The 23790-nt window shown below is 32.8% G+C and carries 19 protein-coding genes; 11 read left to right on the top strand and 8 right to left on the bottom strand.

Annotation, left to right across the window (positions count from 1 at the left end):
* Positions 1–22 precede the first annotated feature (22 nt).
* From HHX25_RS08180 to HHX25_RS08140, 9 genes are all read left to right on the top strand, one after another.
* Positions 23–622, top strand: a complete 600-nt coding sequence (locus tag HHX25_RS08180; protein WP_169672034.1) for a hypothetical protein — start codon at positions 23–25, stop codon at positions 620–622.
* Positions 623–652: 30 nt separating this feature from the next.
* The gene (locus HHX25_RS08175) at positions 653–1093 is read left to right on the top strand and encodes a nitrous oxide reductase accessory protein NosL (protein ID WP_169672032.1); all 441 of its coding nucleotides are present in this window, start codon (positions 653–655) and stop codon (positions 1091–1093) included.
* Positions 1094–1097: 4 nt separating this feature from the next.
* A complete protein-coding gene (locus tag HHX25_RS08170) occupies positions 1098–2333 on the top strand; it encodes a nitrous oxide reductase family maturation protein NosD (protein WP_240964399.1) in 1236 nt (411 codons plus the stop codon).
* Positions 2327–3034, top strand: coding sequence for an ABC transporter ATP-binding protein (locus tag HHX25_RS08165; protein ID WP_169672030.1), 708 nt, complete (start codon positions 2327–2329; stop codon positions 3032–3034). Before HHX25_RS08170 ends, HHX25_RS08165 begins: the two co-directional genes overlap by 7 nt.
* Positions 3027–3809 (top strand): ABC transporter permease, encoded by a 783-nt coding sequence (locus tag HHX25_RS08160; RefSeq protein ID WP_169672028.1) that lies wholly within the window; start codon positions 3027–3029, stop codon positions 3807–3809. The genes HHX25_RS08165 and HHX25_RS08160 overlap by 8 nt, the downstream gene beginning before the upstream one ends.
* A 12-nt stretch (positions 3810–3821) precedes the next feature.
* The gene (locus tag HHX25_RS08155) at positions 3822–4247 is read left to right on the top strand and encodes a hypothetical protein (protein WP_169672026.1); all 426 of its coding nucleotides are present in this window, start codon (positions 3822–3824) and stop codon (positions 4245–4247) included.
* A 44-nt stretch (positions 4248–4291) separates the two neighbouring features.
* A complete protein-coding gene (locus HHX25_RS08150) occupies positions 4292–4687 on the top strand; it encodes a hypothetical protein (RefSeq protein WP_169672024.1) in 396 nt (131 codons plus the stop codon).
* Between the two features lie 104 nt (positions 4688–4791).
* Positions 4792–5637 carry a hypothetical protein gene (locus HHX25_RS08145; RefSeq protein WP_169672022.1) on the top strand — a complete coding sequence of 282 codons (846 nt, stop codon included), beginning with the start codon at positions 4792–4794 and terminating at the stop codon, positions 5635–5637.
* Positions 5638–5859: 222 nt separating this feature from the next.
* Positions 5860–7860 (top strand): TonB-dependent receptor plug domain-containing protein, encoded by a 2001-nt coding sequence (locus tag HHX25_RS08140; RefSeq protein WP_169672019.1) that lies wholly within the window; start codon positions 5860–5862, stop codon positions 7858–7860.
* Between the two features lie 7 nt (positions 7861–7867).
* Here HHX25_RS08140 and HHX25_RS08135 read toward each other — a convergent pair whose 3' ends face one another.
* The 5 genes from HHX25_RS08135 to HHX25_RS08115 form a co-directional block, all read right to left on the bottom strand.
* Positions 7868–9013, bottom strand: a complete 1146-nt coding sequence (locus HHX25_RS08135; protein ID WP_240964394.1) for a hypothetical protein — start codon at positions 9011–9013, stop codon at positions 7868–7870.
* Positions 9014–9282: 269 nt separating this feature from the next.
* Positions 9283–10014 carry an iron-sulfur cluster repair di-iron protein gene (gene ric / locus HHX25_RS08130; RefSeq protein ID WP_169672016.1) on the bottom strand — a complete coding sequence of 244 codons (732 nt, stop codon included), beginning with the start codon at positions 10012–10014 and terminating at the stop codon, positions 9283–9285.
* A gap of 50 nt (positions 10015–10064) precedes the next feature.
* The gene (locus HHX25_RS08125; RefSeq protein ID WP_169672014.1) at positions 10065–10499 is read right to left on the bottom strand and encodes an RrF2 family transcriptional regulator; all 435 of its coding nucleotides are present in this window, start codon (positions 10497–10499) and stop codon (positions 10065–10067) included.
* A gap of 80 nt (positions 10500–10579) precedes the next feature.
* A complete protein-coding gene (locus tag HHX25_RS08120) occupies positions 10580–11974 on the bottom strand; it encodes a DUF5689 domain-containing protein (RefSeq protein WP_169672012.1) in 1395 nt (464 codons plus the stop codon).
* 42 nt (positions 11975–12016) lie between these two features.
* Positions 12017–14863, bottom strand: coding sequence for a carboxypeptidase-like regulatory domain-containing protein (locus HHX25_RS08115; RefSeq protein ID WP_317169078.1), 2847 nt, complete (start codon positions 14861–14863; stop codon positions 12017–12019).
* Between the two features lie 113 nt (positions 14864–14976).
* Between HHX25_RS08115 and HHX25_RS08110 the strand changes: the two genes are divergently transcribed.
* Together HHX25_RS08110 and HHX25_RS08105 are read left to right on the top strand one after the other, a co-directional pair.
* Positions 14977–16029: an endonuclease/exonuclease/phosphatase family protein gene (locus HHX25_RS08110; RefSeq protein ID WP_169672010.1), complete on the top strand. Its 1053-nt coding sequence runs from the start codon at positions 14977–14979 to the stop codon at positions 16027–16029.
* A 172-nt stretch (positions 16030–16201) separates the two neighbouring features.
* Positions 16202–17398 carry an SEL1-like repeat protein gene (locus HHX25_RS08105; RefSeq protein ID WP_169672008.1) on the top strand — a complete coding sequence of 399 codons (1197 nt, stop codon included), beginning with the start codon at positions 16202–16204 and terminating at the stop codon, positions 17396–17398.
* Between the two features lie 75 nt (positions 17399–17473).
* On the opposite strand, the gene HHX25_RS08100 is transcribed toward HHX25_RS08105, so the two are convergent.
* The 3 genes from HHX25_RS08100 to HHX25_RS08090 form a co-directional block, all read right to left on the bottom strand.
* On the bottom strand, positions 17474–17911 hold the full coding sequence (locus HHX25_RS08100; RefSeq protein WP_169672006.1) for a hypothetical protein: 438 nt from the start codon (positions 17909–17911) through the stop codon (positions 17474–17476).
* 207 nt (positions 17912–18118) lie between these two features.
* Positions 18119–20806 (bottom strand): TonB-dependent receptor, encoded by a 2688-nt coding sequence (locus HHX25_RS08095; RefSeq protein ID WP_169672004.1) that lies wholly within the window; start codon positions 20804–20806, stop codon positions 18119–18121.
* 329 nt (positions 20807–21135) lie between these two features.
* Positions 21136–23691 carry a TonB-dependent receptor gene (locus HHX25_RS08090; protein ID WP_169672002.1) on the bottom strand — a complete coding sequence of 852 codons (2556 nt, stop codon included), beginning with the start codon at positions 23689–23691 and terminating at the stop codon, positions 21136–21138.
* Positions 23692–23790 lie beyond the last annotated feature (99 nt).

Here is a 23790-nt window from a genome sequence, read left to right as displayed (position 1 = left end):
TCAATTGCTAAATGTTCTACAGATGAAAAGATCAAATGTCATTATGCTTATTGCTTCATTATTGCCATTGGGACTATTCTTTTTCCCGCTTTGGAAAATAACGCTGGAAGCACCACAATACCCTATTCCACTGGGCATGTATATTCATATTAATGATTTTTCTGATGTACACCCGCACGATATTAAAAACATCAATTTAATGAACCATTATGTAGGCATGAAATACATTCCAGAAGCTATTCCTGAGTTTAAAATATTTCCTATAGGAATTATTATTACAACGCTTATAGGTTTAATTATTGCCTTTAAAGGGAACCACAAATGGTTCTTATTTTGGTTTGTTTTAATGATTGTTTTAAGTAGTGCTGGGCTTTATGATTTCTATCTATGGGAACACGACTATGGTCATGATTTAGACCCCAAGGCCATTATGAAATTTACTAATCCGGATGGTAGTGTTATGGGTTTCCAACCTCCTTTATTTGGGAGTAAAGACATTTTAAATTTTAGAGCACATTCTTACCCAAGATTAGGAGCACTTTTCTTAGGGCTTGGAATCATTGCTTCTTTTACAGCCTACTTAACTGGAAAGAAAAACAATAAAAAACCAGTGACTATGTAAGACATACTCAAAAACTAAAAACACTAAAACATGAAAACACTAAAATACTATTCAACAATAATATTATTGCTGCTGTTTTGCTTTAGCTGTAATGTAAAACCACAGGCCATCGATTATGGAAGTGATGGTTGCCATTTTTGCAAAATGACAATTGTAGACAAAGTTCACGCTGCCGAAATTGTTACAAAAAAAGGCAAGGTGTATAAATTCGATGCTACAGAATGCATGATCAATTTTATGAAAGAGTTTGACTCATCTAAGATACAACTCTATTTATCAAATGATTATAAAACACCAGAAGCTTTAATAGATGCTACACAAGCCACATTCTTAATAAGCGAAAATATCCCTAGTCCGATGGGTGCATTCTTATCTGCTTTTAAAACAGAAGAAGACGCCAAAAAAATCCAGGAAGAAAAAGGTGGAACACTATACAATTGGAACGAATTATTAGCACACTTTAAAGGCTAATATTATGAAAAACTTATGGCTTTTTTTTATTGCCATTTTAATGGCCTACCCTACATATGCTCAAAATATTGAGATTTGTAACACATGCGCTATTTCCACCTTAAAAAAAGCCATTTCTACAGCAAAAGATTTTGACACCATTTTGATTAAGAAAGGCACTTATAAAGAGTACAATATTGTGGTTGACAAACCATTAACCATTATTGGTAAAAACTATCCTGTAATCGATGGTGAATTAAAAGGTGAAATTATAACTGTTACTGCAGATAATGTGACTATTGATGGTTTATTCATTATAAATGTGGGAACTAGTTATACTGAGGATTATGCTGCTATTCGAGTAAAAAGAAGCAAAAACTTTGTGATTCAAAATTTAGTTTTGGAAAAACTCTTTTTTGGAATTTATCTGGAAAAATCGCGTGACGGAAAAGTGCTTCACAACAAGATTATAGGAGATGCCATTGAAGAATATAATTCTGGAAACGGCATTCAACTATGGTACAGTCATAATATCGAAATTGAACATAATTTTGTACAACACGTTCGTGATGGTATTTATTTAGAATTCTCCGATGATTGTTTGATTAAAAATAATGTGAGCACAGAAAACCTACGATACGGTTTACATTTTATGTTTTCTAATAACGACATATACCAAGATAATACCTTTGAAAAAAATGGTGCAGGCGTCGCAGTGATGTTTTCAAAAAAAATAAAAATGTTAGATAATATTTTTAAAGAAAACTGGGGAACAGCATCCTATGGTATGCTTTTAAAAGAAATAAATGATGCAGAAATTACGGGAAATACTTTTGAAGAAAACACTATCGGTATTAACATTGAAGGCTCAAACCGTATTGTTTACAAAAACAATAATTTTATTAATAACGGATGGGCAATTAAAGTTCGTGGTGCTTGTTATACAAACAGTTTCATAGAAAACAACTTCCTATACAATTCTTTCGATATCTCATATAATAGCAAGGTAAATGACAATGTATTTGATAAAAATTATTGGACCAGTTATACAGGTTACGATTTAGATAAAGATGGTATTGGTGATGTGCCATATAGACCTGTAAAACTATTCTCCTACATTGTAAATAGAACTCCAGAAACAATTATCCTACTACGCAGCCTATTTATTGATATTATTGACTTTTCTGAAAAAGTCTCGCCAGTTTTTACGCCCGACAATTTATTAGACAACAACCCATTAATAAAAAAGGCAACATGGTAAGCATTGAAAATTTACATAAAAAATTCAATAAGAATAGTGTCTTAAGTGGTGTTAACTTAAACATAACAGAAGGCGGGATTGTTACCATCCTTGGGCCAAATGGCTCTGGAAAAACTACGCTTGTTAAGTCTATTTTAGGCATGGTTATTCCAAATAAAGGAAGCATTAGTGTACTTGGAGAAAACATTAAAAACAACTCTGGTTACAGACATAAAATAGACTATTTACCACAAATTGCCAATTTCCCTAACAACTTAAAAGTTAAAGAGCTTATTAAAATGATAAAAGACTTACGTGGAGACACCAATGAGGACCGGCATTTAATCGAACTTTTTACATTGGAGCCTTTTTTAGACAAAAAATTAGGAACCCTTTCTGGCGGCACCAAACAAAAAGTAAATCTAGTTTTAACCTTTATGTTTGATAGCCCTTTAATCATTATGGATGAGCCAACTACAGGTTTAGACCCTATTTCGCTCATCCGATTAAAGGATTTAATTCAGAAAGAAAAAGCAAAAGGAAAAACCATCTTAATTACCTCACATATTATGAGTTTTGTTGAAGAGGTTTCAGATGAAATCGTATTTCTTTTAGAAGGACAGATCCACTTTAGAGGATCTATTTCAAAATTAAAGAACAAAACAAAGCAGCCAGATTTTGAACATGCCATCGCATCCATTTTAACAGAGAATTATGCTTAAAATACTAAAATACAGTTTTTTCGATTTGATGCGCAGCCGTTGGAGTTATGTATATTTTGCTTTTTATCTGTTACTTAGCATTGTTTTATTATTTCTTAATAATGATTTATCGAAAGCTGTCATTACTCTAATGAATGTTATTATCGTACTAGTCCCACTAATAGGCACTATTTTTGGTGTCATGTACTATTATAATTCCAAAGAATTTACAGAGCTATTGTTAGCACAACCTTTAAAGCGTTCATCTATTTTTTTGGGACAATATTTAGGTGTCGCTATTTCACTATCTATGAGCTTAATTTTAGGTTTAGGTATACCATTTATTTTCTATGGATTATTCAAATCGAATGCTATTTGGGATTTCTCCTTACTGCTTATTACAGGGACATTTTTAACACTAATTTTTACGGCATTAGCTTTTAATATTGCACTAATAAATGAAAACAAGATTAAAGGTTTTGGATACGCCATTTTACTTTGGCTCTTTCTTGCCATTATTTACGATGGTTTATTTTTAATGTCCCTCATACTATTTGAAGATTACCCACTAGACAAACTATCTTTAGTAGGTACCATGTTAAACCCTATAGATTTATCCCGAACACTTATTTTATTAAAACTGGATATTTCGGCATTATTAGGATATACAGGTGCGGTATTTAAAAAGTTTTTTGGAACTGGTTTTGGGCTCACTATATCTTTTATAATGCTAACTATTTGGGTTATTTTACCTGTATTGCTAATTGTAATAAAGTCAAAAAAGAAAGACTTTTAACTGTTAAGACCTATGAAAAACTTGATATTAATACTATTAATTATTGCCACCACTTATAGTTGTAAAAATAATAAGCCTAATATCGAAACAGACCCTGCTCTTGAAGAATTAATATTTAATGAAGGAAAACCATGGTTTGTCAACAACGAAACACACATAGGCGTTACCAAGATGGACGTTTTGATTAAGAATTTTAATAAATCGAAGGATAAGAACTACTCAAACTTAGGCGAATTACTATCAAAACAAACCAGCTATATCATTAAAAATTGCTCTATGACAGGGAAGTCCCATGATCAACTACATATTGTTTTAGTCCCTATACTGAATGAAATCTCTGTTCTTAAAGAAGGCAAGGACAATACTATAAAAAAAATGGCTCTTTTAAAGTTACAAATTTATATAGATACGTATTTTAAACACTTCGCAATTGAATGATATGAATCATATTTTTACACATAATAATATTTTAAATTTGCGGCATGATTAAAGTTTTAATATATAAAATCATAGCATTCGTTTTGGTAATTATGTTATTTGCACATAACATTAATACCTTGACCATTATTGGTGATTTTATTATTAATCAAGACTTTATTGCCAAAACATTATGTATTCAAAAAGAAAATCAACAAGGTTGTAACGGTAAATGTCATTTAAAAAAGCAGCTGGCAAAAAACAACCCCGATTCCAATAACAAAATTCCAGCTCAAGAAAACAAAAGAGTCGCACTGGATGCTTACTGTATTTTTACTTCAGATATATTAGACAATTATCCTAATAAATTCATATTACCTCGAGTTAACTTATCATATAACGTATCCAAAATCGTAAAAACACTTCTAGAGGTAGAAACACCTCCTCCAATACTTAGTTAAGTTTTTTTACAAAAACCTTACGGTTTTTATCTATGCTTCTGGTTCGTATAAATGAGCCAGACAGAGTATCTACATATTTTTCAAAAAAAATTAAAACATTAAAAATGAAACTAAAGTATATATTACCAATCTTATTTATAACTCTTTTCACAACAGCGTGTTCTAACAATGACGATGAGACTCCAGTAATAAATGAAGTTGAAGGTCTTGTTAAAATTCAAGAGATTACAAACAACGATCACTCTATTGAATTATATAACAAAGCTGGAAAGTTTAATACAGGTTATAACAATGTTACCATAAGAATTAAAGACCATACCGACAATTCTTATTTGGAAAATGCAAACATCTCATGGACTCCAATGATGCAAATGCCATCCATGCAACACTCTTGCCCAAAATCAACCATTACAAAAATAGCAGATAAGAAAACGCTCTATCAGGGGATCGTAATATACCAAATGACTAATACCGATGGTTCTGGGTGGTCATTAACATTTAATTACAACATAAATGGTGAAGATTATACGGCCACCGATACTATTTCTGTAACACAATCTGAAAAGCAAAATGTAACAAATTTTATAGGAAGTGATGGTAAAAGTTATATCGTAGCACTTATCGACCCTAAAGACCCTATTATCGGTATTAACGATCTTATGGTTGGATTATATAAAATGGAAAGTATGGTGTCTTTCCCTGTTGTGCAAGATTATACGATCATGTTAGACCCTAGAATGCCAGGGATGGGGAATCACAGTTCGCCTAACAATACCGATTTAAGTTATAACTCAACAGACAATATGTATCATGGCAATTTATCGTTAACAATGACCGGTTACTGGGTGTTAAACTTAAAACTGAAGAACGGTGAGGGTACTGTTTTAAAGGGTGAAGATATTACAGAATCTAACGAAAAAAGCTCACTTTACTTAGAGTTAGAATTTTAATGACTTAGTCAAAAAAGTGTCATTCAGAAAGAAGAACAGCTAAAGAATCTATATTATTTTTTCAGTTCTATTTGACAATTCGATAAATGTGATAGCAATATGAAATCTCCATTTTCACTTAACTTGAAGAAAATGAAATACTTTGCTTACTTAAGCTACACTTAGTACAAGTCAATCTGAATGACATTTTTGGACATTTTTAACTTGATAATTCCTTTCATCATGAAAAGATTCTTCATAATAAGTATGTGCACACTTTGCTGCAACCTCGTTTTTTCGCAGGAAACCCAATCTGAAACGAAAAAAGATACCACATTATTGCAAGAAACTATTGTTATTGCACAACGTAAATTAAGTAACTACCGTCAGGAAAAAACCTTGTCAAGTATAGATGCTTATTTAGAAAAAGCAAACAAGGTAACCATGATAAAACGAGGTAATTATGCCTGGGAGCCTTCTATAAATAACATGATGAGCGATAGATTAAATGTAACCATAGACGGGATGCAAATTTTTGGTGCCTGTACCGATAAAATGGATCCTATTACATCTTATGTAGACGTATCTAATCTAGAACAGGTAAGTATCAATTCTGGACAAGAAGGTGCCGAAAACGGTCATTGTGTTGGTGGTGGCATAGACCTACAAATTGCGCCTTCTAAATTTTATAATTCTGGTTTAAAAACTAATATTGATTTAGGTTACGAAACCAATGGTGATTATAAAACTACTGGTTTAGACTTAGAATATTCCAGTAATAAATTTTACTTAAACACAGATGCTATATTTCGTAAATCGGATAATTATAAAGCTGGAGATAAAGAAGAAATATTATATTCTCAATTTCAGAAGTACAACATATCACTTCTAAGTGGCTATAAACTAGCTAATAATCACACATTAGAATCAAACATTATATACGATAAAGCCACAGATGTTGGTTACCCAGCCTTACCAATGGATGTTTCTTTAGCTGAAGCTTTAATAACATCTGTAACCCATAGGTATAAAAACGATGTTACTAGGGTAAAATCATTAGAATCTAAACTGTACTTTAACACCATAACGCATATTATGGACGATAGTAATCGTCCAGAAGTACCTATACGAATGGATATGCCTGGATGGAGTGATACCTATGGGTTTTATAGTAAAGTGACTCTAAAAGAAAAAAAACACAATCTGCTTGTCAACCTTAATGGATTTTACAACAAGTCGTTGGCAGAAATGACCATGTATCCAAACGATCCTAACCAACCAGATATGTTTATGTATACCTGGCCAGATATTAGAACGCTTTATACTGGTTTATTTATCAATGACAACATTGCTTTAAACGCCAAAGAATCAATTTCTACATCATTAAGGCTTGGTTTTCATCAAAATAAAATCGCAAAAAAAGTTGGTGTAGAAAGTCTACAAATATTTCATCCAGATATTAGCGATTCTAAAAACCGTTTTCTACTAAGCCTTTCTGGAGAATATACTATTAAAAAGGACAAATTTGATGCCACCTTGGGTATTGGCTATGGAGAAAGAGCTCCTTCCGTTAGTGAAGGTTATGGTTTTTTCTTATTTAATAGTTTTGATAATTATGATTATATAGGCAACCCAAATTTAAAAAATGAAAAGGCTTTAGAATTTAATTCCAAGATCAACTTTAAATTCAAAGCCTTAAAATTAGGTATCGTGTCCTCTTTCTTTCATGTATCAAATTATATTATTGGAGAAATCGATGATACCGTAAATCCAATGACCATTGGTGCTAACGGGGTAAGAATATATGAAGCTTTAAAGCATGCTTCCATTTTTAATACTTACCTTAATACAAGTTATGACATTTCGAAAAAAATATCATTTAATAGTTCTATAGGGTACAATTATGGTGTAGGAAGCAATAACACAAACTTGTCTTTAATCAGACCGCTTTCATATCTGGCTGAAATAAATTATAGCACTCAAAAATTTAATGCCGCTTTACAATTAGAAGGCAATGGCAATCAAAGTGAGTACAGTAGCTTTTATGGTGAAGATGAAACACCTGCCTATGCTATTTTAAACCTCAATATGGGTAACATATTCCATTTAAGAAATAACAGGTTAGTCTTTAAATACGGTATTGAAAATATTTTAGATGCCAATTATTCAACCTATGCAGATTGGAATAACATTTCTAGACAAGGACGAAATTTTTATTTAAATATGTCTTATATAATTTTTTAAATAATGCCTAATCAATAACAACCCGTTTTGTTCTTATAACATTAACAATAATAAAAATAATTCCAAGAGGTATTAATAAACTTGCCAGAAATAATAATTGATAATAATTTGGTAATATCTCACTTCCAAAGTAAAACATGCACCCTTGAATACCCAATATTAATTCGGTAAAAATAAAGCCCAAAATAAAAGTGGCAATTCCAATATTTAAGGTTTTCTTAAATGTGACCAATGGGCTTTGCAAAATGAATGCCACTAAAAACCCAGAAATAATGCCTAGCATAACTAAATGGATAAATCCGATAATAAAATTACGATGCTCATAAACCACAATCGAAAATTCAGGAATTAATGTTACTAAGTTTAAAACCGTTTTTAAGGTTAAACAACACATCGCAAAAACAAATACTAACTTTATAAGTTTTGATTGCTTCTTAAAAAGGATTTTTAATTTCGGAACTACTAGTTTTAAAAAGAAAAATAACATTACTAATTGAAGACTAACTCCAATCATATTAATGCATAGTAAAGCAGTATTATAATCAACAAACCATTGTACTGGCAAGGCTAAAGTTAAAACAGTTGATAACGTTAAAAGCCTAAAAAAGCGTTTAAATTCCTTAGAGTGTTTAATCTTTAATACATGAAAAAATATAGCAAAAACAGCAATTAAAAACCAGCCATTAAATTGAAAATGCAAAAAGAATTGGATTGCGATTTGATAAAACGCAGAAGCCTGTCCCAACATGGATACTGCTGGTCCTAGACACCAAACACCTATTGTAGATAAGAGCATGAAAAACAACGAGGCTTTTAACAAATAGCGAGTTACTAAGGACTCTGTTTTTTGATGTTTCCAGATAAGATAAACAAAGTAATAACTACATAATATGTGCAAAGTAGAAAACGATATGGAAACTGAAGCATATCCTTGCACAGGAAAACTAAGCATCATACCAACAACTGCAAATTCTGTAAGCCAAAATAAACGATTATATATAGATTTTTTTTCGGGAACAAAATAATGCACGATGAGTGTGAACAGCATTAAATAGACCCATCCCAACATGGCCACATGCGAGTGTGCATGTATTAAAAATCTATAATTTAAATGTATTGAATTAATAGGTGTATATCGCAATATTAAACCCATTAAAGCTGCTATTAGAAAATTAATTAAACATACAATGACACTTTTTTTTAACATAGCAATCTAATTTCTCTGTTTAAAGGTAAAAGTTATTTGTCTTTCAGAGAGAGGTAGAGCCTAAGAATTTGAATAGCTTTCATTAACCTATAACCAAACAATAGGAAAGGTTATTAAATACGCTCTGAATGGACATAACATGCCCTAAAATTAAAATTCCAGAAAGAAATAAAATGTCTTTCTGGAATTTTCGGGTTATTAATACAACCTTGCTATCAATCAAATTGTTGTTCTAATTTAATGGCCTCAGGAAATAAAATATTATTCTCCAAATGAATATGTAAATGCAAATCTTTTTCAAATTCTTCTAACATGGCATAAGTCACTCTAAAAGTGTTGCATGCATCTTCAGGAGGCGTATAATTGTTTGTTAATTTTGCAATTTCTCTAAAACGGACACCCTCATTATCATGTTCATCCTTCATCATAGCTATTGGGTTTTCAACAGTCCCAAAATGTGGTGTTTGTATTCCTGATTGAGCTATTGTTGCATGAATCATTTTTTTAACAAATGGAAATAGAATGAGTTCTTCCTTTTTCATATGAGCTGCTAGCTCACCCGCAGACGCCTTAAAATGCTCATTGATTTTTAATAACTCGGGATGTCTTTCACCATGCACTCTACAAAGCTTGTTTAAAAATTGAAGTAATACAGGTACTTTTTCTTCTACATAACGATGATGCTTTTTTTCAATATAATCTACCAGTAAATCTAACGGCCATGATTTATAATCTATATTCTCACCTCCAGTAGCACTTAAAACACTGTGAAGTTTATCCAACAGCTCGGTTGTCTCTATGCCATTCTTACTACATACCTCCTCTACTGTTCTGTTACCACGACAACAAAAATCTATGCCGTAGTTACTAAAAACAGCTGCGGTTCTAAAATCTTCGGCAACAAATTGTCCGATCTGTTTTTGCGAGTCTTTAAGTATTGTTTCCATAATAATTATTTTAATTCGGATAATTTTATCCTATTTTAATTTAAATTTTTTTACACTTTTAAAAATGAGGCTCCAGACTTAATATTAAGGGCTAATTCTTCAAGGTTTGTATTTTCTAACATAAATCTCAACTCTTCTCTAACTGATTTAAATTTATGGTGAACAGGACATGGATGATCTTCATCACAGGTATCCAACCCTAAGCCACAACCACTATAAATAGCATCTCCATCTATAGCATTGACTATATCCGATAGTTTTATAGAGGAAATTAAACTTTTATCAATTTCGAAACCGCCATAGGCTCCTTTCATCGAATTTATAACGTCATGTCTTACTAAATCCTGAAGGATTTTAGCAGTGAATGCCTCGGGGGAATTGATCTCTTTGGCAATAGCTTTTAAGCTAACGCGAACACCTTTATACGAACTAAGCGCGATAAAAATTGACGCTTTGATACCATATTCGCAAGCTTTGGAAAACATATAGATTACAATTTGATACAAAAATAAGTTATATTTTTAAATAGGACAAATTTATCCTATTTAAAATATTTAATTATTTCCTAAGGCAAACAATCAATACTTACTTCATCCAACTCATAAACACCATCAAAAGTATCTTGCCCACTTCCTGTATACTTGAAAGCAACATGTATAATCCCAGATGCACAGGATAAATCGACATTTCCAGAATTAAACCAGGGCACAAAAGAATCGGTATCTTTTACCACATATGCCACAGATAATACTCCCCAGGTAGTAGAAGTTATAGTGGCTTCGGACCCATCCCAATCTAAGGAATACAATACTTCTAAATAACTACTATCTGCTAAACTATTAGAGGTTTTAAAACGTAAAGTCTCCCCTTCTTGAGCATCCAAATTAATGGCTGGCGTTATTAACCATCCTATATTACTAATATCGCCAGAACTTGCAGATTTAAATCTTGCAGACCTACCTAAAGAAGCGTTGGTCGATGTTGAGGAATAAGCTTCCCAACCTTCATTGCCTGCCTCTATGTAGTTTGTCCAACCATTTCCTGCTATTAATTTATTATTCTTTTGCGATTCAAAATTTTCATAAAACAAATTTGCTGTACCAAATGAGGCTGCTAATCCGCAATCTAATTCCATAGGGTCACAACGTTCATTAGTGTCAAAAACAATATCGGATGTATTATTGACAATTAACACATTAAAATGGTCTTTAAAATCTCTACTAAGTATTCCTTGAATACTTCCTTTATACTGAGGTACAGGTATTGATTTAAAATCTGAAAATGTGCTTGTCTGTAATAAAATAGAGGCTCCTGACTCACAATTTTCTAAAACTCTTAAGCCATCAAATTGATCAATAGACTCTCCAGCATAGGTTAAGGCCAGATCAAACCTATTAACTTGCATATTATCTAATTGAATTAAAGTGTTTTCATCAGCTTCTGTTAAATCGGTTAATGAGCTGGTTTTTGCGATGACCTCAGCAACTTCAGGAGTTCTTAAAACAATGTTTCGATATTCAAACTCTTGAATTTGCTCTATTTTAGAATCTTCCCCTTTGCCTATTGCTAATACGCCGTTAGATTCTCCAATAGTCAATCCTTTAAGCTTTACATATATTTTTCTTCCAAACTCATAAGTATCAGATAAGCTTCCGACGTTAATTTCCAATTTAATGCCAAGCCTCGGATCGTTATCTGGATTACTGGCATCTGTCTTATTTTGAATAATGAGCTCTTCAAAGAAATTTCCAGCCTGATCGCTAGAAATAACATAGCCTTCTATGTATAAATCTTCTTCAATAACTGTTATAAGGTTGCCATTATTTACTGCTTGTTTATATCTTTCATAAAGCGCTTTAAACGTTGTTAATTGATTCGCTGGAACCTCTATATTTTCTGCATCATTAGGGTTTGGAACCCCATAATCTTCATCTATACAAGAAAAAAATAGTATTGTCATGCTAAAAAGTAATAGTCTGTTCATGTAATTCATTATACCTCTTTAAAAATTTACATATAGATTTAAAAAATACGTGGCACCTCTACCGTACCAATATTTAGATCCAAAAACGGGTTTGTTTAATGCTTGATCATCTCTTAACTGCCTATAATTAGCATGTCGCCCTTGTTCAAAACCTCCAGTTTTATAAACTTCGTCCAAAACGTTATTAACACTTGCAAAAAAACCGATATAGTACCCTTTAACGCGCCATGATTTCCCTCCTACAAGATTTACAAGCATATAATCATTAAAGGTTTCTTGTTTCAACATTTTTTTAGCAAGGTCTTCATCATAATCAATAAATGGTAAGCCATCAACATCAGTAAAAAAATTATTGGTTCTGGTTAATGGATTAATATCCACATAAGTTTCATCGAAAAAATTGGCGGTGGCACCAAACCACCAATAATCAGGATCTCGATATTCAAACCCTATAGAATAGGCACGATGTGGACCAACAGCTAATTTATAACCTTTGAGTTTTGAAGTGCCTAAATAAATATTTTCGAACCTATCTGAAGACAGATACAAATCTGGATTATTGGTATAGCTATATTGCCCTAAAGCAGTTGCTCCTTTTAATTTAATGGTCGGGGTCACTTGGGCTTCAAAGCCTAGTTCTACACCTAAATAGTTTTTATTTATGCCTTGTAAAATCTCTTGAACAAACTCGTTGTCATCGCTTCCAGATTGTTGTGTTCCAGAATCGGCGATCACATTTCCTATACCATCCGCAAAAAAGAATGATATCTCATTAGCATTTTCAAGTTTGGTATAAAACCCTGTAAGTTTCGCTTTAACTATTGGCGATCTGAAAATATAACTAGCATCTAAAGACATGATTTTCTCTTCAGAAATATTCGGAACGATATTGTGATTTACTCTAGAATTAGAATAACTATTGCGAATAGAAGGCGCCTTTGCAATATATCCTGCATTTATACCTACAATATGCTTACCCATTATTTTATATGTACTGCCTGCTTTAACACCCAATCCCATAAAAGACAAAATCTCTCCTTTACCAAAGGAATTACCTTCAAAGGCCTCATGTTGAAATAAACCTTCCCTTTGGTACTTCGTACTCGTTATACCTCCAGATATAAAAAAATCCCATTTATCATATTTAAATTGGGCTTGGGCGTACCCAGATATCACATTGGCAAACATATTATAGTTGTAGCCATAAGTATCTCCAACACCAACAATTGTATTCGGATTTTTTAAATCGAACTGTACACCATCAAAACTATCTACATTTAAAAAGCCAGAACCGCCTAGAAGATCTAAAACCTCAGCATAATTTTTAGATTTCAGACTTTTATAGTTAATGGATGCTTGAACCAAAAGATGCTCGTTTAACTCACTGTTTAAAATAGTATTTACAGTTAATTGGGTATCATCTACCCTGTCTTCATATAGCATGTATGCTGCATTCCGCCCTTGAGTAGCACTAATTAAGTTGGTGTCATATAGCTGTTCCCAATTAATTTGTCCATAATTTAAAAATGCCTGTTGAGCACCATAAGCAAACTCTAAATCATTTGGAAAGTTTCTTTCAAAATAGCTTGGAAGTTTTTGATAATATGTTGGACTTGGGTTTCGCCCACCGTTCTCAAAAATGATAGTTCCGTCTGAACTTACATTACTATTAGCTCCCCCATATGCCAGACGACTATTTCCTAGTTTGCCAAACTGATACCCTATATTAGTATTTAATTTTGTTTTGTTATTTATATCCCAATAATGGCTTAATATAATAATTGGTTCATTTACTTCTTTAATACGTGAATTACGTTTTTTACCTGCTTGCCAGCCCCAATATTCGTTATATTTTATTCCTTTTAAATCATAAATTTCCTGGGTATTTGGAGCCACCTTACCTCTTTTGTTCGGCGAGTAAATTCCTGTAAAATTAAAGCTATGCTTATCATTAATTATTTTTTCTACAGATATGAAGATTGAATTAGAACTATATAAAGTCGCATCTTGGTACCCTTCGTTGCCCCAACGCCTGCCCAAAGACAATGTATAGCCCCAACCATCCTTTAATAATCCTGAAGTATAGGTAGCCATTAATCTATTGGTATAACTTCTATTAGAGGATGAATAGGTTACTCGCTTCCCAGACCGCATTTGAGATGCTCTGGTATTCATATTAATAGTTCCTAAAAGCCCACCAAAATTGTAATTCGAGGGTGCTAGACCAATACTAAACTCCTGATTACGCATAACGTCGTTTAAACCACCCCAATTACTCCATTGTGGTCTCCCATTGTAAATTTTATTCATCTCAATGCCGTTAATCATAACTGATCCCTGATCTGAATCTAAACCTCTTAGTTTAAAAAACGAGGCACTAAATTCAAAGGCTACTGTACGTTGAAAAATATCTGGAGACGATTGTAACAATCCTGAAATATTCCCAAGACCTTGAGTATCGTCATCAAGCTCATCATCAGAAAGGGTGATTGTAAATAAGTCTTGAGATGACGAACTCTCTAACTCTAAAGTCATATCGGTAATGTCTACTATTTGGTGTTCATAAACAATTACAGGATATCTTTTGCTTACATATCCTACTTTTGAAATGTTTAAAACCTGTTCACCTAAAGGTACATTTATAGAGAATACAAATTCGCCATGAGCATCTGTTTGGGTTTGTTGTTTAGTCTCTTCTATGGTAATAACGACGCCTTCTAAAGGTTGATATGACATCGCGTCTTTTACACTACCTTTTATTAGAGTTTGTTGAGAAAATATAGATCCCGTTGAAAAAAATATAATTAACATAATACCAACTCCTTTTAGTACAGCGACGTGTTTTCCTTCTAAAAATATTTTCACTCTAATGTTGTTAGTTTGATGTAATTAGTTTGCGAATATAAAATATTTGTAGGAATAAACTCTTTTTATTTGATGTATTTATTTACTTTTATTTCAAAATCACAACTAGATAAATGAAGTATTTAAACATATATTTAATAGTATTATGCACTTTGTGGGCTAAAACCATTCACACACAGGAAAAAAAACTTTATAAAATCCACACCATAGCTTTTTATAATTTGGAAAACTTATTCGATACTATTAATGACCCCTATAAATTAGATGAATTTAGTCCTATAATGGACTTAAAAACCAATAGAAGCAAGGTATACAAAAAGAAGTTAAAAAATATGGCCCAAGTAATCGCAGATATTGGATCTGATGTTACACATAACGCACCTGCTATTATTGGAGTGTGTGAAATTGAAAACAGAAACGTACTGGAAGACCTTGTTAACGATTCTGTACTAAGGGATAAGGATTATGACATCGTACATTTTGATTCTCCAGATGCTCGAGGTATTGATGTGGGTATGTTATATCAGAAAAAATTATTCACTCCAATATATACTAGCAAACATGAGCTTAAAATTTATGATGATGCTAACAGAAAACGCATTTACACCAGAGATCAGTTATTAGTAAGTGGTTATTTAGAAGAAGAAATGATTCATATCATTATCAATCACTGGCCATCGCGTCGTGGGGGTGAAGCAAGGAGCAGACCAAAACGTATTGCTGCCGCTAAATTAAATAAACACTTAATCGATTCACTTCAAGTAATAAACCCATATGCAAAAATTTTTATTATGGGAGACTTGAACGACAATCCTATAAATAAAAGCATCAAAGCTATTTTAAAGGCTAAAAAAGATAAAGAAAATGTAGGCTTGAAGGGGCTTTATAATCCTTATGAAAGTTATTTCAAAAACGGATTGGGTACTACAGCTTATCGCGATAACTGGAGTTTGTTTGATCAAATTATAATAACAAAACCCTTACTTGAAAAAGCGTATACTTCCTTTAGATTTTATAAACCAGGAATCTTTAATAAACGTTACTTATTTCATAAAAATGGTCGCTATAAAAGCTATCCTTTTAGAAGTTTTTCTAATGGACGTTTTATGAATGGTTTTAGCGACCACCTACCTGTTTATGTGTATGTTATAAAAGAAGTGAAGTAACTATTATTATTTGATTTCTACTAATTTTTTCATATGAAAAATATGTAAAAATCAAAAGAACAACTTTATCTAATGTAATGATACAAATCAGCTTAAGTATAAAAAATAGTAATATTTTGAATTGTTTATCTTCAAAAGTATCTTATTTTGCTGCTAAATTTATTTTCATAAAATGAGTGAATCAAAAAAGCGAATTACCCTCATTCCCAAACGAAAACAATTTAATAATTGGTCAATACTGAGTAAATTGTCATATATAGGTTTTTGGTTAACGGTTTTTAGCGTTATATATAACTTTTTCCCAGCCAGAAGTTCAAAAGTTGAAGACGTATTACTAAACAGATATGAGCAATTATTAGATTCTGTATCTAGTTTAAAAATGCAAAACGCAAAATTAAAAGAAGGTTTAGAAAGACACGAGAACTCTATTGATGACAATGTCAAAGAAGCTATAATAGTAGTAATGGAGAATTCAGATGACTTTTTTGATAAAGGAAATGCTCATTATATCTTAGGGGATTATTACAAGGCTAAAGAAAACTACAAAAAAGCAGCAGAACAAGGTAATAAAGCTGCACAATATAATTTAGGCGTGATGTACATCAGCGATATAGGAATCAAACAGAATTTAGATCTTGCTTTCAAATGGTTTCAAAAATCTGCGGAACAAGGGTATGCTCCCGCTCAATATAACCTTGGTGTAATGTATAATGATGGAGAAAGAGTTAAACAAAATTTCAACCTCGCTTCCTTATGGTATAAAAGGGCAGCTGAACAAGGGTATGCAGCCGCTCAGTGCAATTTAGGTGTTTTATATTATGAAGGAAAAGGTGTAAAACAAAATTTTGATCTTGCTTTCAAATGGTATAAAAAGGCAGCGGAACAAAAGTATGCAATCGCACAATTTAATTTAGGGATGATGTATTACGAAGGAAAAGGGGTGAATCAGAATTTTGATTATGCTGTAAAATTATTAGAAAAGGCCTCTGAACAAGGATATGCAGATGCGCAATATAACTTAGGACTGATGTACGATGAAGGATTGGGAGTAGCACGCAACTTAAACCTCGCCTTAAAGTGGTACAGAAAAGCTGCAGAACAAGGACATCATGATTCACAATCTAATTTAGGTTTGATTTACTATAAGGGAGAAGTTATTGAAGAGAATCTTGACCTTGCTATCAAATGGTTTCAAAAAGCAGCAGAACAGGGTAATCCATTCGCAGAGTATAATTTAGGGCTGATTTACTATAACGGAGAAGGTGTTGACCAAGATTTTGATATTGCATTGAAATGGTTCCGAAAAGCTGCGGAACAGGGCAATGAAGAAGCTCAAAAAACATTAAAAATCATCAATTTAATTAACTAAATTATGAATAATCAAAATATGATTAGGATAACTATTAACCGAAACTTTAACAAATAACTTATATATACCTTACCTTTAACCTATCCAAGAACTCCAAGGAATTCGCAATAAAAATAGAACCAAAGCTATGGTATAAAAAATAGCTATTGTTTTTAATTTAGATTTAGACGTCAGCTTCTTTTTATGCTTAGAATAACCTACTGTTATTAAGGCAACTGCCAGTATATTTACAAAGGGGTGCTCAACAAGATACAATCTTGCTAAAGCATTACTCATTACACCGCCACCTAATTCGCTCCATAACTCAAACCTGGGTGATACAAAATATAATATGAACCCTATTAGCAATTGAATATGTGAAACGATCAAAGTAAATAGTGATTTTCTAAAATCTTTAGCTTCGTATTCTTTCTCTCCAAATGTTTTTATTAATGCGTTTACCGTTGCTATAATCAATACCAAAAGCACTAAATATGCCCAATATGAATGCAGCATCTTTACAATATCGTACATGTATTAAATATTTAAATTTATTATAACAAATGTACTAATTAAAAGTATAAAAAAGAGGTTATCTAAAAAGTCTTAATAATTTGATTTGTCAGGTTGAGCCTGTCGAAACTAATATTGATTTTCTGTAATTTAAAAATATTTCGACAAGCTCAATATGACAGTACTATTACTTTTTAGCCCCTTGAAATTGTATAATTAGAATACATATTAAAACTTATAACGCATACTAAAGTTCCATGTTCTTCCTAAACCAAAGTAACCTCTATTATCCACGTTAATCCCTTTAAATGTTTCGTCACCTGGAGCCGCTTCAATATTGGTTGATAATTCTGAAAGATAAACTTCGTAGAAAAGATTGTTAACATTGGCCCTAAAACTCAAAGATTTATCTTTATTTTTCCCTAATAACATTTTATAAGAGAACCCCATATCTACAATATCGTACGAAGGTAGTTTTAAATTATCTTTTGTACCTCCAACATTAGCATATAAATTATCATACATTCTCCAATCTGCATCAACAGAAAATCTTTCAAAAATTTGATAGTCGATACCAAAACCAACTGTAAACTGTGCCGCATCACCTACTTTACCTCCATCTATATCTTCTGTTTCTGTACTAAGTATATTTTGATCTTCATCTGTTACTCTAGTTAACACTTCGCCATCGTAAACCCAATCACCAAATGATACAAATCCGTTCAGTTTTAACTGTGGCATTAACTTAGCAATAAAATCTACTTCCACACCAGTATGAATTTGGTCTAATCCTTCCTGTTGCTCATATTGCACAACATCATTAACGATATCAGATGATGTTCCTACCCTATCTGTCCATGTTGTTCTATAGGCATTAACATTGGCTGAAAAATTTGAGCTCTTGAAACTATATCCAGCTTCTAAGCCAAAAATAGTTTCATTTTGCGTTAACGGGTTTACTTGGTTTGTAAAGTTTAGGTAAATAGTATCGTGAAATGGCTGACGAGAATAATAACCTGTATTGAAAAACACATTGTGTTGATCGTTAATAATATAGTTTACTCCAGCTTTTACATTAAATCCAAAATTATCTATTTTTTCAGAGTCTACACCATCTGTTATTCCTGCTGGCAAGGCTGTCCCCGTCCATTGAGGAGATGTTCCGTTTATAAGAGATTGGTCTGCATATTGGTAATGATCAAATCTCTGATGGTATTGGTTTGATGCAGCCCCTTGAAAAAACGCAGAAAATTTATCTCCTGCATACTCAATTTGTCCAAAAACACCGCCATAAGTGATACGTTCATCGTTACTATATGCGATTTTGTCTTCTTCTTTAAAATCATGGAATAATACTGCCCATGGGTTAGCAGATAAATCTTCAGAAGTAATAACATTTTTATAAGTTCCAAAAGACCCATAAGTTTGATGACTATTATTCTGATCTCTTAAACGTATATTTTCTTGCCATGAGGTTAGATCATGAAAATTTTCTACAATTCTAAAATGTTCACCATAATAAGTTCTTAAGTCGACTCCAAGATTTAATGATATGTTATCTCCTAATTGCATTTCTAAATTAGAAACCATACCATACCAACTATGTAAATTCATTGAAGACCTTGTTACATAACCCCCGCCAGCTGTAAAATAGCCTCCAGCTCCATTTAACACACTCCTGTTAAATGCATAAATAGCATCATAATCTATCCGTCCTTCAGCTGTTCTTATACGATTTCCTCTGTTTCCAGTTCCACCGCCACGTCCCCATGAAGCATATAATACTGTAGATAAATTGGTACGATCACTAATATTGAAATCCCAGTTTAAATTAGCTACTGGTTTATGATAGAAATTTCTTCTTTCTGTTAAATATTGCCCTCCTAGTGTACCCCAGTTATTATTATACTTTCTTCCATATTCTAAATAATCTGAAATACTTTTAGTAAAGTTTTGGTCATGGTACTGTGGAGCACCAGTTATTAAGAAGTTAAAATTATGTCTATCATTTGGCGTATATCCTACAGATAAAAAGTAGGTTTCGCCAGCGCCAAAGTTTCCTTCGTTATAGCCATCACCTTGCCAGTGAGACAGCATAAAACTAGCACCCCATCCTTTTTCAGACCTACCAGTGCTATATTGAAGCGTATTTTTAATATAATTGTTATTTGCAATCCCAGTATACAAATACCCTCCTTCTCTTTTGTCGGTCGTTTTAGTCACAAAGTTTACCGTACCACCTACAGATGAAATAGCCAATTTCGAAGCTCCTAAACCTCTTTGTATCTGAACGACACTTGCTATATCATTAACTCCAGACCAGTTAGACCAATACATCTTACCATCTTCCATACCATTAATTGGTTGTCCATTTAATAAATATCCAACGTTAGTTTGATCAAACCCACGAACATTTATTCTTGAATCCCCAAAACCTCCAGATTGTCCTGCTACATATATTGAAGGCGTGTTAACAAGTGTCATGGTAATATCCTGTGTCCCTATTTTGTTTTGAATCTGAGACGCTTTAATAGTTGATACTGCTACTGGTGTTTTTCTATCTTCTGCTAAATCGATGACTCCAGTTCCTACGATCACGATTTCCTCAAGTGAATTATCTGGAAATAATTGGATAACACCTAAGTTAGTAGTACCATTAAACGATAAGGTTATGGAACTATATCCCACAAATGAGATAACAACTTCTCCCGATGAAACTTGGGTTTCTAATGAAAATTCACCATTGAAATTTGAAGAAACTCCATGGGTCGTTCCTTTTTCAACCACGTTTGCGCCTGGCAAAGGTGTTTTAAGTTCGGCATCTAATATTGTACCTGTTATGGTACTTTGAGCTATTGCTTTTGTGGCAAATAAAAAGACCACGGTTATTAATAAAAGTTTAGTAATTTTCTTCATAATTTTATACGATAGATTAATTGAATTAGTCATACAAATTAATTGAAGATATTCATGCTTTTTATTAATTAACCTTTAACAAATATTTATGAAATTAGTAGTTCCTAAAATTCTTGAAACACAAACAAGAACTCCCTAAACACTTTATATTACAGCAAATTACAAGAAGTAAAAACAGACAGATCATATTTATTTTATTACGCCATTGTTAAACTATAATGAAATTAATATCACGTTCTATTTATCTTGTGTACATTCAAAAGCTTGAGTATAGAAAATAAAAAAGCCGCTCTAAAAGAAGCGGCTTTTTAACTATATTTTTAACGACCTTAGAAATTGTAGCGCACACTAAAATTCCATGTTCTACCATAACCAAATCGACCTCTATTAGACGTATTAACACCCTTATAATTTTCGGAAGGGTCATTTGAAGCGACTGTATTACCACTTACAGATTCTAAATAAACCTCATCAAAAACATTATTGATATTTACTCTAAATTGTAAGGATTTCTCATCTCTTTTTCCTACATACCATTTATACGATAACCCAGCATCTACGGTATCATAACTCGGTAGTTCAATTGGAGGACTACTAGCTGTTGTTTGTCCTTGAGAATATAAATCGTTATAGAGATTCCAGGTACCATCAACATTTAATCTTGGTAAAATCTCATAAGAAGCAAAAACACCCGCAGTAAACTGTGCTGCTCCACCTACTTTAACACCATCAAGATCAACAACAGTGTCTGGATCGGTAACTGTACCCGTTTCATCGAATGTTCTTTGCATACCATTTCCATCAAATTTCCAATCACCTATAGCAAGAAACCCATTGACTCTAAGGTTATCTGCTGGGCGTGTAAACACTTCTAACTCGACACCTGTATGGACTTGTTTTACTCCTTGTGTTTGAAATAACCTAAAAGCCGGATCTCCTTGATCTTCGCCATTGTCACCTAACAATGTTCTGTTATCCCAAATGGTGTAATATAAATTCAAGTTTGCAGAAATTTTTTCGCCACCAAATTGATAACCAGCTTCTAAGCCTGTTATATTTTGGTTCTCTACCTCTGGCATAATCAATTCGTTTCCATTTCTATCACTTATAAATAAGTCACTATGAAATGGTTGACGCGAATAATAGCCTACATTTAAAAACACTTTATTGTTATTATTTATAGTGTAAGCCCCACCTGCTTTAACATTAAAGCCGGGATTATTTACTTTTTCCGATTCTTCTGGCTGACCTTCATTTGCTGCATTTAAATACTCGGTTCTAACATGAGATTGTGTTGATGCAGAACCTTGGAAAAATGCTGTAAAATTATCTTTTGCGTATTCTAACTGACCAAAAACACCTACATAGTTGATTTGCTCTTCGTAATCGTAACCAAAACGCTGATCGTGTTCATCATTTGTGTTAAAAGTTACATTCCACGGGTTAATCCCTCCAAAGGTTTTAGTTAAATTATAGCTCCCACCATTGAAATCGCTAAATGCGCTTACCCTACTTACAGTTAAAAACTCGTTAACACTTCTAAAGTGTATTCCGTTATACAAACGTACGTCGGCACCAAAATTTAAGTTTAAATTCTCATTTAGTTGGTTGTTGTAGTTAGTAACCAACCCGTACCAATTGTGGTTATTATTAGATCCTCTTGCATAAGTTGGAGTACCGTCTCCCGACGTTCTTGTAGCTGCGAACGTCCCTCGACCTAAAGAACCATATAAAATAGTTGACAATGATGAATTTTCATTAATCGTTAAATCCCAACTCAGGTTAGCAACTGGTTTATGGTAAACATTTCTACCTCCAGGATATTTTCCACTTTGTAATAGATTAGGACTGCTTACACCTGAAAAGTTCCAAGAATTAAATTTTCTACCGTTTTCTAAAAACTCACTTATTCTCCCACTACCAGCAGCGGCATGCCATTGAGGTGCTCCTGTAATTAAAAAGTTAAACAAATTATTGTCATTGGGTTTGTAACCGAACGACAGGAAATAGGTTTGCCCCTGGCCATCAGTATCATCAACATAGCCTTCACCTTGCCAGTGGCCTAACATACCCGAAAAAGCCCAGCCATTTTCCATCAAACCTGTAGAATAATAGGCAGTCGTTTTTGTATAATTATCGTTGGCAACCATTTGTTGGAAAAAACCGCCCTCACGTCTATCGACTGTTTTTGTTACAATATTTACCGTACCCCCAACTGATGAAATCGCTAATTTTGACGACCCTAAACCTCGCTGAACCTGAACCGCATTAGCAACATCTAATACTCCCGACCAGTTAGACCAGAACATTCTTCCGTCTTCAGGACTATTAATCGGTTGTCCGTTTAACATAAACGCTGTATTCGTTTGATCAAAACCACGTAAAAACATTTGGCCATCACCAAATCCACCGCCTTTAATATTTTGAACCGAAGGCGTTGATTTTAATACTTCTGGTAAATCCCAGTTTCCTGCTCTTTCTCTAATCTCATTAGCTTTAATGGTAGATACTGCAATTGGTGTTTTTCTATTCTCTGCCAAATCGATAACCCCAGAACCCGTAATAACAATTTCCTCAAGCGAATTATCTGGTGTTAACTTAAGCTCTCCTAAATTAGCACTTCCATTAAATGCTACTGTAATAGAATTGTAGCCTACATAAGAAATTACGATCTCACCCGAAGAAGCTTCTGTAGTTAAGGTAAAGTCACCGTTAAAATCTGAAGAAACACCATTTGTTGTTCCTTTTTCAACAATATTCGCACCAGGAAGTGGGGAATTAAGTTCAGCATCGATTACAGTACCCTTAATAGTACTTTGTGCCATAATAACCGTAGTAAATAGAAACGCCACAGCCATCAATAAAAAATGAATAGTTTTTTTCATGATTTAAAAAAGAATTAATTATTTGAAAATTAGTCACTGCAAAAATACTCATTATTAAGAGCCTATTAATATATCTGTATGAATTTTATTAACATTTAT

The organism is Flavivirga algicola (assembly GCF_012910715.1).
In the GTDB taxonomy this organism is placed as follows: Bacteria; Bacteroidota; Bacteroidia; order Flavobacteriales; family Flavobacteriaceae; genus Flavivirga; species Flavivirga algicola.
Note: the sequence above shows the minus strand (reverse complement) of the source record. Positions and strands in the feature narration are given on the sequence as shown.